Consider the following 14,459-nt stretch of genomic DNA (forward strand, 5'->3'; position numbering starts at 1 on the left):
GGCGCGGGCCCACACACCCCAGAACCCCCAGCGAAAACGACACTCGGCCGAGGCAGGTAGAGCACAAGCATGACTGAATCCACGAACGACAGCGTTGAGAACTTCTCGTGGCTCATCGACCGGTTCGTCCGGGACGTGCGCGGTGTCGAGCACGCCGTGGTGGTCTCCTCCGACGGCCTGGTCCTGACCCACTCGAGCGACTTCCCCGAGGAGCACGCCGAGCAGCTCGCGGCGATCGCCAGCGGCCTCCACAGCCTGGCGGTCGGCGGGGCCGGCCTGTTCCAGCGGGGCGAGTGCGAGCAGTTGCTCGTCCGCTTCAACCACGGCCACCTCTTCATCATGGCCATCAGTGACGGTTCCTGTATGGCGGTGCTCACCGCACCCGGTACGGAGCTGAAGATCGTCGGTTTCCAGATGGCCAAGCTCGTGGACAACGTCGCCCACGTGCTCACGCCGCAGTTGCGCTCGCAGCTGCGCGAGGTCATCCAGAACTGACGACGGTGACCCGTAACGGTTCGGCAGGAATGAGGTTGCCGCGGCTATGAGCTTCCGCAGGCGAAGGAGTAACCGTGTTCGCCCGTTCACCTTCACAGGTGGGCGGACGCGGTCACGGCATCCGCTGATGGTGCAGACCCTGGTCTCGACGTCCGAGCCCGGGCAGGACCCTCCTGGCACCCTCATGCCGGAGTCGATCAGTATTTACAAACTGTGCCGGGAGACGCGGTCTCTCGCCGAGGTGTCGGCTGAGTTGAACATCCCCCTGGGTGTCACCCAGGTCCTGATCAGTGACCTGGCTGAGCAGGACCTGGTGTACATCCACCCGACCATCACCGGCAGCAGTCCGTCCGAAAACCAGGTTCTGGAGAGGGCTCTTCGTGGTCTCGAACGACTTTTCCAGTGACAGCAGGTCGAATCGCAAGAAGATGTCGAGCAAGATCGTCATCGCCGGCGGCTTCGGTGCCGGCAAGACGACCTTGGTGAGCTCGGTGTCGGAGATTCCGCCGGTCACTACCGAAGCGATCATGACCGAGGCCAGTGTCGGGCACGACGACACCTCGGTCACACCCGACAAGACGACGACCACCGTCGCGATGGACTTCGGTCGCATCACCATCGACGACGAACTGGTCATGTACATGTTCGGCACACCGGGCCAGGCGCGGTTCTGGTTCATGTGGGACGATCTCGTCCGGGGTGCCGTGGGCGCCGTCGTCGTGGTCGACTGCAGGAGGCTCGCGGACTCCTTCGACGCCGTCGACTACTTCGAGACGAACAAGCGCATCCCCTACATCGTGGCGCTCAACAAGTTCGAGGGACGTCTGGACTACACCTCCGAGCAGGTCCGCGAGGCCCTGGAGGTCAGCCCCGAGGTCCCGATCATCGATTTCGACGCCAGGCACAGGACGTCCGGCGGCGACGTGCTCAAGACGCTGCTGCGGTACGCGCTCGAGCACAACCGAGCGAGCGAGCCCGTCGCCTGACGGGCGGGGAGCCCTTGGACCCCCTGGTCTCCCCACGGCCCCGTAGATTCCCCAGGAAAGTTAGCGACACAATGCGCAAGATCCTTATCGTCGGCGCGGGCCACGCCGGCCTGCACCTGGCCCACGGGCTCCTGACCCATGGCTACGACGTCACGGTGATCACGGGGCAGTCCTCGACGGAGATCAGGACCGGGAAACCCTCCATCTCCCAGTTCACCCTGCCCACCGCCCTGGAGTACGAGCGCAAGTTCGACCTCGACTTCTGGAGCGCACTGTCGCCCCAGATCCGTGAGCAGAAGCTCTTCATGTACGTGGGCGGTGAGAAGGTCACGTCTCTCACCGGAAGCTCGCACCCGGGCAACGGCTACACGGTCTCGGTGGACCGACGGGTGAAGATGGCTGACTGGTTGGAGTCCTTCGAGGACCGTGGCGGCAAGGTGGTGATCCACGGTGTCACCGTCTCCGACCTGGACTACTTCTCCCGGATGTTCGACCTGATCATCGTCGCGGTCGGTCACGGAGAACTGGGGCAGCTCTTCGACCACGACAGCAGCCGGTTCAGCGGTGCGCGGCCGCGCTCGCTGGCGCAGGCCTACATCTACGACGTGTGGCCCGACCCCGAGGAGTCGGAGAACATCGGGTGGGCGGCCATCACACAAGAGGCCGGGAACATCATCTTCATCCCGATCCTGAGCCAGGAGGGGCCCTGCCACAGCCTGCTCATGGTCGACAAGAAGGGCAGCCCGATGGACGCCTGGCCCGACCGGCCGGGCCCGCAGGAGCAGCTGCGCAGGATGAAGGACCTCACCCGCAAGTACGCCCCCGCTTTCTTCGAGCGGGTACGGGACGCCGAACTGGTCGACGGCCGCAGCACGCTGGTGGAGGACCTGACCCCGCAGGTGCGCAACCCGGTGGGCACCCTTCCCTCGGGAGGGAAGGTCCTGGGCATGGCCGACGTGGTGGTCACCATGGACCCCTTCGTCGGGCAGAGCTGGAACAACTCCACCCGGTGCGCTGAGGCTTACCTGGACAGTATCGTCGCGCACGGCGACCAGCCGTTCAGCGAGGATTTCATGGTCAGCGCGTTCGACCGGTTCTGGGAATTCGGCCAGGACAACCAGGCGTGGGCCGAGTTCGCTTCCACCATGTGGGAACAGGATCTGCCCGCCCATCTGGAGAACGTCATGGGCGCGGCCTCGCAGTACCGGGAGATCAGCGACCGTTGGATTCAGGGGTGGGACCTCCCCTCCGACTACAAGAACTGGCTGTTCGACCCCGAGGCCGCCCAGAAGTACATCGACGAGGTCAAGGCCAGGAACGGCGACTGACCGCGCCGCCGAGGCCGCCGGTGCGGCGGTCCCGGCCCGGCGGAGTGAGGGACCCGACGCCCCTGTGGGTGTCGGGTCCTTTGTCGTCTTCTCCCGTCTGCCGTGTAGTTCCTTGCCGCATGCTGTCCGAATATATTGTCCGAAATAGCTTCGTTCGTTGTCAGGCGTTGTGAGCTAGGGCTACGCTTATTCGGGTTGGTGGCTGTTAGTCCCAAATGGCCGTTCATGGGGTGTGCGGTCACCCCCTGGTCGGGAACGGGTGAAAGCTCCCCCCGCCTCGGTTGAACCGTTCCTGACCTGCAAAGGTTCATGCATCCCGTGCAAATGCACGGATGCGGTGATCCGTGCCGACAATGAGTCGGACAGTATGGGGTTCGGACCGAAGCGTGCGGTTGACAGTGAAAGGCAACGATTGTGAGTGGTGAGCCGGTCGGAGCCTCAGCCCCAGGCCACTGGGAGCCCGTGGCCGTGGTCGGGATCTCCTGCCGCCTCCCCGGGGCCCGGACACCCGAAGAGTTCTGGCAGCTCCTGCGCGAGGGACGGGAGGCCGTCACGCCGCCCCCCGCGAGACTGGGCGGGCCCACGGGGCAGCGGGACCGGAACTGGGGCGGCTACCTCGACGGGGCCGAGTGCTTCGACGCCGCCTTCTTCGGGATCTCGCCTCGCGAAGCCCTGGCGATGGACCCTCAGCAGCGCCTCGTGCTCGAACTGGGCTGGGAGGCGGTGGAGAGCGCACGGGTGGCCCCCGCACCCTGCGGGGCACCCGGACGGGGGTGTTCGTCGGAGCGATCGGCTCCGACTACGCCCTGGTCCACGACCGCGGGGGACTCGGGCCGATCGGCCACCACACCCTCACCGGCACCCACCGGGGCATGATCGCCAACCGCCTCTCCCACACCCTGGGTCTGCGCGGCCCCAGCCTCACCGTCGACTCCGGGCAGTCCTCCTCCCTGGTCAGTGTGCAGATGGCCATGGAAAGCCTGCGCCGGGGCGAGTCCGAAGCCGCCCTGGCCGGCGGGGTCAACCTCGTCCTGGTCCCCGAGAGCACGGAGAGCGTGGCACGTTTCGGCGGGCTCTCGCCGGACGCGCGCTGCCACACCTTCGACTCCCGCGCCAACGGTTACGTCCGGGGTGAGGGCGGCGTGCTGGTCGTGCTCAAAACGCTGGCCGGGGCGCTGGCCGACGGCGATAGGATCCACGCCGTCCTGCACGGGGGCGCCGTGGGCCACTCCAGCCCCGGGGACCTCCTCACCCGTCCCACCGTGGAAGGCCAGGAAGAGGTCATCCGCCGCGCCTACGCCGACGCGGGCAAGGACACCGACCAGGTCGCCTACGTCGAACTGCACGGGACGGGCACACCCGTCGGCGACCCGGTGGAGGCGGCGGCTCTCGGCGGGGTCTTCGGCCGGGGCGGACGCGAACCCCTGCGGGTGGGTTCGGTCAAGACCAACATCGGCCACCTGGAGGGCGCCGCGGGCATCGTGGGCCTGCTCAAAACCGTGCTCAGCCTGGAACACCAGCTGATACCGCGCAACCTGAACTACGCCGAGCCCAACCCCCGGATCGACCTGGACGGCTGGGGGCTGTCAGTGCAGACCCGGCGCGAACCCTGGCCGCGACACGCCCCCCTGGCGGGGGTCTCCTCCTTCGGCATGGGCGGCACCAACTGCCACCTGGTCCTCGGCCCGGCCCCGGCGGCGGACCGCGCCGCACGCGAGCCGGTCGCGGTGCGCTCCCAGGATCCCGTCCCCTGGGTCCTGTCCGCCCGTTCCGCCGAGGCGCTGCGGGCCCAGGCCTCGGCTCTGCACGCCCACGTGAGCGCCCACCCCGGAGTCGACGCGCGCGACATCGGCCTCTCCCTGGTCACCACCCGGGACGTCTTCGAGCACCGGGCCGTGGTGTTCGCTCCCGGTGACGAGAGCCAGGACCTGGAGTCGGTCCGTCTGGAGGGGCGCACCGGCGCGGGCAGCGGCACGTCCGGCGCCGTCATGGTCTTCTCCGGTCAGGACGGACAGTGGGAGGGGATGGCCCGGGACCTGCTGGACGGCGAGGGCCTTCTGGCGGAGGTGTTCACCCGGCGGCTGCGCTCCTGTGAGCGGGCCCTGGAGCCCTACACGGACTGGTCCGTCTCGGCCGTCCTGCGGGGCGAGTCCGGTGCTCCCTCCCTCCGAGGGGAGAGCGCCAGCGCCGATGTCGTACAGCCGGTGATGTGGGCCGTCATGGTCTCGCTGGCCCGGGTGTGGGAGGCCCTGGGGGTCGAGCCCGGCGCCGTCGTCGGAGACGCCCAGGGCGAACCGGCCGCGGCCTGCGTCGCCGGAGCCCTGTCCCTGGAGGAGGCCGCGCGTGTGGTGGCGCTGCGCGGCCGTGCCGTCACATCGCTGTCGGCCGGTACCGGAACGGCTGCGCTGGGGATTTCGGCCGAGGAGGCCGAACGCATGGTCAGCACCGTACCGGACCTGCACGTGAGCGCTGTCAACGGACCCGAGTCCGTGGTGGTCGCGGGCGGCCCGGGTGCGGTGGACGAGGCGGTGCGCCGCTGTTCCGCCCGCGGGGTGAGCGCCGAGGTCACGAACGTGGACCACACCTGCCATCCCGGACAGGTGGACCGCGTCCGCGGCTGGGTCGCCGAACACCTGGGGGCCGTGCGCTGCCGGACGCCGGAGGTGCCCTTCTACTCGACCCTGGTCGGCGCGCGGATCGGTGCGGACGGTCCCGCTCTGGACACGGACTACTGGCACGACGCCCTACGCGAACCGGTCCTGCTCGCCCCGGCGGTGGACGCGCTCATCGCTGACGGGCACCGCGTCCTCATCGAGGTCGCTCCGGCCCCGGTGCTCTCGCGCGAACTGCGGGGGGCGTTGGACCGGGCAGGGGTGTCCGGACACGTGCTGGAGACCCTGCGACGGGGCTCGGGCGATCACGCGCAACTCCTCGGCGCGGCTGCGCGGGCCTTCACCGCGGGGGTGGACGTCGACTGGACCGCCCTGTTCGAGGGCACCGGAGCCCACCGTACCGACCTGCCCACCTACCAGTTCCAACGGGAACGGTTCTGGCCCCCGACGACGGCCGCGCCCGCAAGCGCGGCGCCCGGACCGGACCGGACCCCCGAGGAGGACCTGCTGGGGCCGGAGGGGCTGGAACTGGCCGACGGACGCACGGTGTTCACCGGAACGATCGACGGCGTCCGCCACCCCTGGACACTGGAACACCGGTTGTTGGACCGCACGCTGCTTCCCGGAACGGCGATGCTCACCCTGGTACTGCGTGCCGCGGCCGCGGTCGGTGCCCCCTTCGTCGACGAGCTCGCGCTGGAAGCGCCCCTGGTCCTCTCCGGCGGACGCTCGACGTCTGTGCAGGTCACCGTCGAGGCACCCGACGCACGGGGCGGACGAGAGGTGACCGTGCACTCCCGAGGCCAGGGGCAGGGGGGATGGGTCAGGCACGCCAGGGGGTCGCTGGGGCCCGAGGCCTTCGCCCCGGGCGGGGGCGTCGAACGGGACCGGCCCCTGTTCGAGGGCCGGGCGGCGGACTTCGACCCGGAGGAGGGCTACGCGCGGCTGGGCAGGCGCGGCTACGACCACGGCGAGCTCTTCCGCGGGCTGCGTGAGGTCCGGTACCGGGAGGAGGCTCTGCTGGCCAGGGTCGCCCTGCCCGAGGACGCACGGACCTCCCCGACCGGCGCCCGTTCCGCCCTGCTCGACTCCGCCCTGCACGCAGTCCTGCTCTTCGGCGCCGAACGGGACGGCACGATGGTGGTGCCCCGCGCCTGGAACGGGGTCCGGGTCCGGGAGGAGGGGGCCGGACCGGCGGCCTCCGTCGCGGACGGTGTTCCCACCGAGCTGTTCGTGACCCTGGAGCCGCTGGGCAGCGGCCGGTACCGCCTCGGTGCCCGTGACGGCGACGGCCGTTCCGTCCTGGAAGTGGACGAGCTCGTTCTGCGCCCGGTGGGCGCGGGGGACCTGCCGACCTCACCGGACGAGGAGCCCGGGCGCTACCGGCTGCGGTGGGAGCAACTCCGGGGGCCGCTGGCCCAGACCGAGGTACCTGCCGGGGTGGCCACCATGGACGTACTGGAGTCCCCGGCGCCCGTCCCCGCCGTGGTCTACGCGGAACTCCCCGCCCCCGTCGTCTACGCCGACCAGGACCCGGTGCCGACCGCCGCTTACCAGGGGCTGGAATCGGCGCTGGAGACCGTACGGACCTGGTTGGCGGACGAACGGACCGCCCACTCCCGACTGGCCCTGGTGACCTGGCGGTCGGTGGCCACGTCCGGCGGAGACCGGCTCAGCGGACTGGCCGCCGCACCGGTGTGGGGGCTGCTCCGCTCGATTCAGCGGGAACACCCCGGCCGGCTCGTGCTCGTGGACTCCGACGGTTCGGAGGAGTCCCACCGGGTGCTGGCCGCCGCGGTGGGCTCGGGGGAACCCCAGACGGCGCTGCGCTGCGGCCGTGTCCTGGTGCCGAGGTTGGCCGAGTCCGCGGACGAGGAGATGTTCGTTCCACCGGCTGCTTCGTGGTCGCTGGACCCCGGTGCCGTCGGCGCCGGCGGTACGGTCGCGCCGCTGCCCGCCCCGGGTGCCGCGACCCCGCTGGGGACCCACCAGGTCCGGGTGGCTGTGCGCGCCGTCGGCCTGAACCGGGAGGACGCCACCGCCCCCGGAACCGGGGCGCGGGCGCGTACCTGGTCCGAGGGGGCCGGCCTGGTACTGGAGACCGGGGCCGGGGTCGATGACCTCGCACCCGGGGACCGGGTCACCGGGCTCTTCGAGGGCGGCTTCAGTCCCTTGGCCGTCACTGACCGGCGTGTACTGGTACGGATTCCGCAGGACTGGTCCTACGAGGACGCCGCCGCTGTCCCGCTCGACCATCTGACCGCCTATCACGCGCTGGTGGACCTGGCGGCGATCCGTCCGGGGGAGAGCGTCCTGATCCACTCCGCCGCGGAGGGCACGGGTCTGGCCGCCGTGCAGCTCGCTCGGCAGATGGGCGCGAGGGTGTTCGGAACCGCGCCCCAGCAGACCTGGCCGGACCTGGCCGACTTCGGCCTGGGGGAGGAGCACCTGGCGCCCAGCCACACATCCGGGTTCGATCACAGGTTGCGCGCCGCCAACGGAGGGCGCGGTCTGGACGCGGTCCTGCACACGCTCCCCGAGGAGTTCCTCGACCCCTCGCTGGGCCTGCTGCGCTCCCCTGCTGACGGAGCAGGTGTGGGCGGCAGGCTCGTACACGTGGCCGCGACCGGTCACCGTGAGGACTCCCAGGTGGCGGAGAGCCATCCCGGGCGCGGCTACCACGCCCTCGACCTCGCGGACACGGGGCCCGAGCGGATCGAGCGCATGCTCCACCGGATCATGGAGCTGTTCTCCTCCGGGGCGCTACGTCTGGGCCCCGTCACCTCCTACGACGTGCGGGACGTCCGTGAGGCCCTGGACGTGCTGCGCCCGGGCGGGACCACGGGCAAGGTGGTCCTCACCCTCCCGGCCCCCTTCCCCCAGGAGGGCACCGTCCTGGTGACCGGGAGGGCCGGGCGCCTGGGCCACCGGGTCGCCCGTCACCTGGTCACCGGGTACGGTGTCCGCCACCTGCTCCTCGTCCACCCCGAGGGGGCGGCGGCCCTGGGCCAGGACGAACGGACCGCTGAGCTGCGCGCCCTGGGTGCACGGGTGTCCGTGCGGGCCTGCGACCTGGCCGACCGGACCGAACTGGAACGGTTGCTCGCCGAGGTCCCGCAGGAGCATCCGCTGCGCGCCGTCGTGCACACGGCCGGAGCTGACCCGCAGTCCCCCGGTGAGCGGAGCGGTGAGGAGCTGTTCCGGACGAGGGCACAGGAGTCCTGGAACCTGCACGAGCTGACCAGCGGACTGGACCTGGCCTCCTTCGTCGTGTTCTCCTCCTCCGCCGGGACGCTGGGCACGCCGGGACGGTCCGGGCAGGCAGCGGTCGACGTCTTCCACGAGGCTCTGGCACACCGTCGCCGCGGATTCTCCCTGCCGGCCCTCTCCCTGGCCTGGGGGCCCTGGAGCGGGTCCGGAGAAGCCCCCCGCCCACCGGACGGCCGTGGGGCCCGCGGACCAGCACCGGAGCTTCTGGTGCCCATGCCCGCGGATCGGGCCCTGGCACAACTGGACGCGGCTCTCTACCTGGAGCGGGACGCGCTGGTCTGCGCCCTGACCGACCCGGGGCGGGTCCACGGTGTGCCGTTGTTGAGCGGACTGGCTTCGGGCCCGGACGGACCGGTCGGCTCCCGAGCCCCGGAGCCGGAGGCCGTACACCCGCAGGCCCCGAGGCCACGGGTCCCGGACGGTTCGGCGACCGGGGCTCCGGGCACGGGCGACCCGTCCGGAACGGAGCAGGACCCCGGTGCACGGCCCCCGGCCGGAGCCGAGCGGCTGGCCGGACTGACGCCGCCCGAACGCGAAAGGCTGGTGTTGGCCGGCGTGCGCGCGCACACCGCCGACGTACTCGGCCATACCGATGCCGACGGAGGCGGGGTCCCCCCGGAGCGGCCCTTCCGTGAGCTCGGTATGGAGTCGATGGACGGGGTCGAACTGTGCGAACGCCTGGAGGACGACTGGGGGACCCGCCTTCCCGACACGGCGGTCTTCGACCACCCCACGCCCGTATCCCTGGCCCGGTTCGTACTGGACCTGTTGTTCCCCCGGAGCACCGGCGGGACCGAGGCGGAGGAAGAGGTCCAGGCGCTGGGAGCCGGAACCGCTGAACACATTGACGGTATGGACGTGAACGACCTGCTGAAGCTCGCCCTGGGCCCCGGGGAACCCCGACCCGATGGTGGACAGGAGACGGCCGATGGCTACCGATGAGGGCCAGAGCGCCCAGCTCGTCACCGCGCTGCGTTCGGCGTTGAAGGAGAACGCACGGCTGCGGGAGCGCAACAGCGAACTGGACACCGGGGCGGATCCGGTGGCGGTCGTCGGCATGGGGTGCCACCTGCCCGGCGGGGTCGACTCCCCCGAAGGGCTGTGGGACCTGGTGTCCAGCGGGAGCGAGGTCCTCGGCCCCTTCCCCGCGGACCGGGGGTGGGACCTGGACGCACTCCTCGGCACGGACGGATCACCACCGCTGTCCGCCATGGAACAGGGCGGCTTCCTCGACGGTGCCGCCGAGTTCGACGCCGCCTTCTTCGGGATCTCACCGAAGGAGGCCGCGGCGATGGACCCTCAGCAGAGGCAGCTCCTGGAGGTCTCCTGGGAGGCGTTGGAACGGGCGGGGATCGACCCTTCCTCCCTGGCCGGGAGCGCCACCGGCGTCTACATGGGTGTCACCGCGGCCGAGTACGGACCGCGCATGTCCGACGGCCCCGAAGAGGGCCACCTGCTCACCGGCACCACCCCGAGCGTGGCCTCCGGGCGGGTGGCCTACCTGCTCGGTCTGGAGGGGCCCGCGATCACCGTGGACACCGCGTGCTCCTCCTCCCTGGTGGCCGTGCACCTGGCCGTACGCGCCCTGCGCGGGGGCGAGTGCACGCTGGCCCTGGCGGGCGGCGCCGCCGTCATGGGCACCCCCGGGCTGCTTGCGGAGTTCACCCGCAAACAGGGCCTGGCCCCCGACGGCCGCTGCAAGGCCTTCAGCGCGGACGCCGACGGTACGGGGTTCACCGAGGGCGCGGGGGTGGTGGTCCTCGAACGGCTCTCCGACGCCCGCCGTCACGGCCACCCGGTCCTCGCCCTGATCCGGGGCAGCGCCGTCAACCAGGACGGCGCCTCCAACGGTCTCACCGCCCCCAGCGGCCCCGCGCAGGTGCGCGTGGTCCGCGCCGCCCTGCGCGACGCCGGGGTCGGGCCGGAGGGGGTGGACGCGGTCGAGGCCCACGGCACCGGCACCACCCTGGGCGACCCCATCGAGGCACGGTCCCTCATCGAGGCCTACGGGTCCGGACGGGAGCGGCCGCTGCTGCTCGGCTCCCTCAAATCCAACATCGGCCACACCCAGGCGGCCGCCGGGGTGAACGGCCTGATCAAGGCGGTGTGCGCGCTCCGGCACGGTGTGGTCCCACCCACGCTGCACGCCGACCGCCCCACCCCCCGGGTGGACTGGGGCACCGGCATCGCACGGGTGGCCTCCACCGCCGAACCCCTTCCCGAACTCGACCGGCCCGCCCGGATGGGTGTCTCCTCCTTCGGGATCAGCGGTACCAACGCCCACGCCGTCGTCGAGGCGGTGCCCGAGGATCGGGCCGACGCGCTCGAACCGGTCTCCGGGACCCGGACGCCGACCACCCTGCCGTTCGCGCTGTCCGCCCGTACCGAACCCGCTCTCCGGGAACTGGCCGTGCGCCTGCACGCGCACACGCTCGCGCAGGAGGACGCGCTTCTGCCCGCCACGGCGCGGTCGCTGGCCACGACACGGGCGCGCATGGAACACCGCGCGGTCGTCCTCGGCGAGGACGGGGAGTCCCTGACCGGCGGACTGGCCGCGTTGGCCTCCGGCGCCCCCGACCCGCGCGTGGTGCGCGGACGGGCGGGTGTCGGCGGCACGACCGCCTTCGTCTTCTCGGGTCAGGGAGCTCAGCGCCTGGGTATGGGCACGGACCTGTACCGGGAGTATCCGGTCTTCGCCAAGGCCCTGGACGAGGTGGCCGACGCCTTCGACCGGTACCTGGACCCGCCGCTGCGCTCGGTGGTTTGGGCGGAGCCGGGAACCGCCGAGGCCGCGCTGCTCGACCGGACCCTGTACACGCAGGCGGGGGTGTTCGCGTTCGAGGTCGCCCTGACCCGTCTGCTGGAGTCGGTCGGACTGACCCCCGACTACCTGATCGGCCACTCCGTGGGGGAGCTGGCCGCAGCCCACGTGGCCGGGGTGTTCTCCCTCGACGACGCCGCGGCACTGGTCTCCGCCCGGGGCCGGATCATGCAGGACCTCCCCGAGGGCGGTGCGATGGTCGCGGTGCAGGCCGACGAGGACGAGGTGCGCCTCGCGCTCGCCGAGGCCGGGGGCGCGGTGTCCGTCGCGGCGGTCAACTCGCCCCGGGACGTCGTGCTGTCCGGTGAGGAGTCCGCCGTACTGTCCGTGGCGGAGCGTTTCGCCGAGAGGGGCCGCCGTACCAAGCGGTTGGCCGTCGCGCGCGCCTTCCACTCCGCTCTGATGGACCCCGTCCTCGAACCCTTCGCCCGGGTGGCCGCGGAGGTCACCTACCATCCGCCGCGCCTGCCGCTGGTCTCCAACCTGACCGGGGGCCGCGCCGGGGACGAGATCCGGACGGGCGACTACTGGGTGCGGCACGTGCGTGAGACAGTCCGTTTCGCCGACGGTGTCTCCCATCTGCTCGCCCGGGAGGTGGAGGAGTTCGTGGAGGTGGGCCCGGACGGCTCGCTCAGCTCCATGGTGCAGACCTGCCTGGACGATGGCGAGCGCGCGGAGGTCACCGCCCTCCTCGGAGGGCGTTCCCCCGAACCCCGCATGCTCACCGAAGGACTCGCCGCCCTGTACACCCGCGGGGCCGGAGTGGACTGGTCGGCGATACTGCCCGAGACCGCCGGAACCGTCGACCTGCCCACCTACCCCTTCCAGCGCCGCCGCTACTGGATGAGCCCGCCCGCCGAAGGCCGGGTCGTCGTCGAGACCGGAACCGTCGCGGACACGGCTGCCCCTGCCGCGCCCGGTGCGTACCGAGCCTCCGGCGAGCCCGCCGACGACTGGTCCTACCGGGAGACCTGGGTTCCGGCCGCCGCTGACGGCGGACCCCCCGCGGCACCGGGGACCTGGCTGCTGTTCGGCCCGGCGCGGCAGGACCCGGTGCTCGCCGAGTGCTCCACCGCTCTGGAGGAGAGAGGGCACCGGGTCCGGGCCCTGTCGCTGCCGGAGGGCGCGGACCGGAGCACCACAGCGGCGCTGTTGCGGCGGATCAGCTCCGAGGCGGGGCCGCTGGCCGGCGTCGTCCTGTCCGCCGTCCCGTCCACCACCCGGGACGACCCCCCGTATCCGTCCGCCGCACCGATGCACCGGGACGAGGTCGCCCTCCTGCAGGCACTGGGGGACGCCGGAACCGCCGCACCGCTGTGGTGCCTCACCCGCGGTGCGGTCGCCGCCGGTGACAGGGTCACCGACCCCGGAGCGGCCCTGGTGTGGGGTCTGGGCCGGGTGGCGGCCCAGGAGTACCCCGACCGGTGGGGAGGCCTCATCGACCTGCCCGCCGCCGACCGTCCGGGGGCGGGCGAGGTACTGGCAGCCGTCCTCAGCGGTGAGACCGCGGGGGGAGAGGACCAACTGGCCATCCGCGGGGAGGGCCCCCTGGCCCGGCGGATCGTGCGCGAACCGCTGAGCCGGGTCGCCCCTGTGCGCGACTGGAAACCCGCGGGGACGGTGCTCGTCACGGGCGGTACGGGAGGCCTCGGCGCGCACACGGCCCGCTGGCTCGCGGGCCAGGGGGCCGACCACCTGCTCCTGCTGAGCCGACGGGGGCCGGATGCCCCGGGGAGCGCGGAACTGGTCGCCGAACTGCGCGCCGCGGGGGCCAGGGTGAGCCTGGCCGCCTGCGATGTGTCGGACCGCTCCGAACTGGCCGCCGCCCTGGCCCGGATCCCGGAGGACTCCCCCCTCAGCGCGGTCTTCCACACGGCCGCGGAGCTCGATGACGCGACCATCGACAACCTCGGTCCCGAACAGATCGCGCGGGTCCTCAGGGCCAAGGCGGACGGCGCCGTGCACCTGCACCAGCTCACACGGGACCTCGACCTGTCGGCCTTCGTCATGTTCTCCTCCGTGACCGCGGCGTTCGGTCTGGAGGGGCAGGGGAACTACGCCCCCGGGAACGCCTTCTGTGAGGCCTTCGCCCACTACCGGAGGGCGCTGGGCCTGCCTGCCACATCGGTCGCCTGGGGCACCTGGGCGGGGGCCGGGATGGCAGGGAGCAGGGCGGTGGCCGAACTCCTCCAGCGCAACGGCCTGCTGGCCATGGCACCCGAACGGGCTGTGGGGGTTCTGCGGCAGGTCCTGGACCGGGACGTCTCCGCGCTCGCGGTCGCCGAGGTCGACTGGCCCCGTTTCCGCTCCGCCCTCACCGCGGGTAGGCCGAGTCTGCTGATCGGAGACCTCGGCCGGGGCGGGGGTCGGCCCGCACCGCCCGCCACGGAGGAGGCCGGCGGGCCCGAACAGTTGCACGCCCGGTTGGCCGGGGAGAGCCGGGCCGACCGGGAACGGGCACTCACCGAACTCGTGCGCGAGCAGGTGGCGGCGGTCCTCGGCCACCGCTCCGGTGCCGAGGTCGAAACCGACCGGAACCTGAAGGACCTGGGCATGGACTCCGCGACGGCTGTCGCCTTCCGTAACCGGCTCAGCGGACTGACGGGACTGCGCCTGCCCGCGGCCGTCGTCTTCGACCACCCCACGTGCACGGCCCTGGCCCGCAACATCCGGGAACGGATGTTCGAAGACCCCGAACAGGTGCTCACGGCAAGGCTGGACGGGCTGGAGGCAGCCGTGCGGGAGTACGACGGCGACGCCCGGGAAACCGTGGTCGAACGGCTGCGCGGTCTGCTGTACCGACTGTCGCCGCAGGACCGGCCGCGTACGGACGTCGACCAGGAGTTGGAGGCGGCCTCCAGAGAGGAACTCTTCGCGCTCATCGACGACACACTGCGCGACTGACCCCGGGCCGGGCATCCGCCAGAGCGGGCGGACTCCCGGCCGC

The 14,459-nt window shown here is 71.9% G+C and carries 6 protein-coding genes and 1 pseudogene; all 7 read left to right on the plus strand.

Going from position 1 to position 14,459, the window contains the following annotated elements; genetic code table 11:
- Positions 1–69 precede the first annotated feature (69 nt).
- The 7 genes and pseudogenes from IE195_RS22515 to IE195_RS22540 all read left to right on the plus strand — a co-directional run bounded on the left by IE195_RS22515 (position 70) and on the right by IE195_RS22540 (position 14,416).
- Positions 70–495, plus strand: coding sequence for a roadblock/LC7 domain-containing protein (locus IE195_RS22515; RefSeq protein WP_191274938.1), 426 nt, complete (start codon positions 70–72; stop codon positions 493–495).
- Positions 496–541: 46 nt separating this feature from the next.
- On the plus strand, positions 542–901 hold the full coding sequence (locus IE195_RS22520; protein WP_191274940.1) for a DUF742 domain-containing protein: 360 nt from the start codon (positions 542–544) through the stop codon (positions 899–901).
- 22 nt (positions 902–923) lie between these two features.
- Positions 924–1,481, plus strand: a complete 558-nt coding sequence (locus tag IE195_RS22525) for a GTP-binding protein (RefSeq protein ID WP_191274943.1) — start codon at positions 924–926, stop codon at positions 1,479–1,481.
- A gap of 71 nt (positions 1,482–1,552) precedes the next feature.
- Positions 1,553–2,809: a styrene monooxygenase/indole monooxygenase family protein gene (locus IE195_RS22530; RefSeq protein ID WP_191274945.1), complete on the plus strand. Its 1,257-nt coding sequence runs from the start codon at positions 1,553–1,555 to the stop codon at positions 2,807–2,809.
- 468 nt (positions 2,810–3,277) lie between these two features.
- Positions 3,278–8,772 (plus strand): annotated as a pseudogene (locus tag IE195_RS22535) (beta-ketoacyl synthase N-terminal-like domain-containing protein); the annotation flags it as partial.
- Positions 8,773–8,904: 132 nt separating this feature from the next.
- Positions 8,905–9,633 carry a phosphopantetheine-binding protein gene (locus IE195_RS26625; protein ID WP_308428456.1) on the plus strand — a complete coding sequence of 243 codons (729 nt, stop codon included), beginning with the start codon at positions 8,905–8,907 and terminating at the stop codon, positions 9,631–9,633.
- The gene (locus IE195_RS22540; protein WP_191274947.1) at positions 9,620–14,416 is read left to right on the plus strand and encodes a type I polyketide synthase; all 4,797 of its coding nucleotides are present in this window, start codon (positions 9,620–9,622) and stop codon (positions 14,414–14,416) included. The genes IE195_RS26625 and IE195_RS22540 overlap by 14 nt, the downstream gene beginning before the upstream one ends.
- The last annotated feature ends 43 nt before the right edge of the window (positions 14,417–14,459 follow it).

The organism is Nocardiopsis terrae (assembly GCF_014651695.1).
In the GTDB taxonomy this organism is placed as follows: Bacteria; Actinomycetota; Actinomycetes; order Streptosporangiales; family Streptosporangiaceae; genus Nocardiopsis; species Nocardiopsis terrae.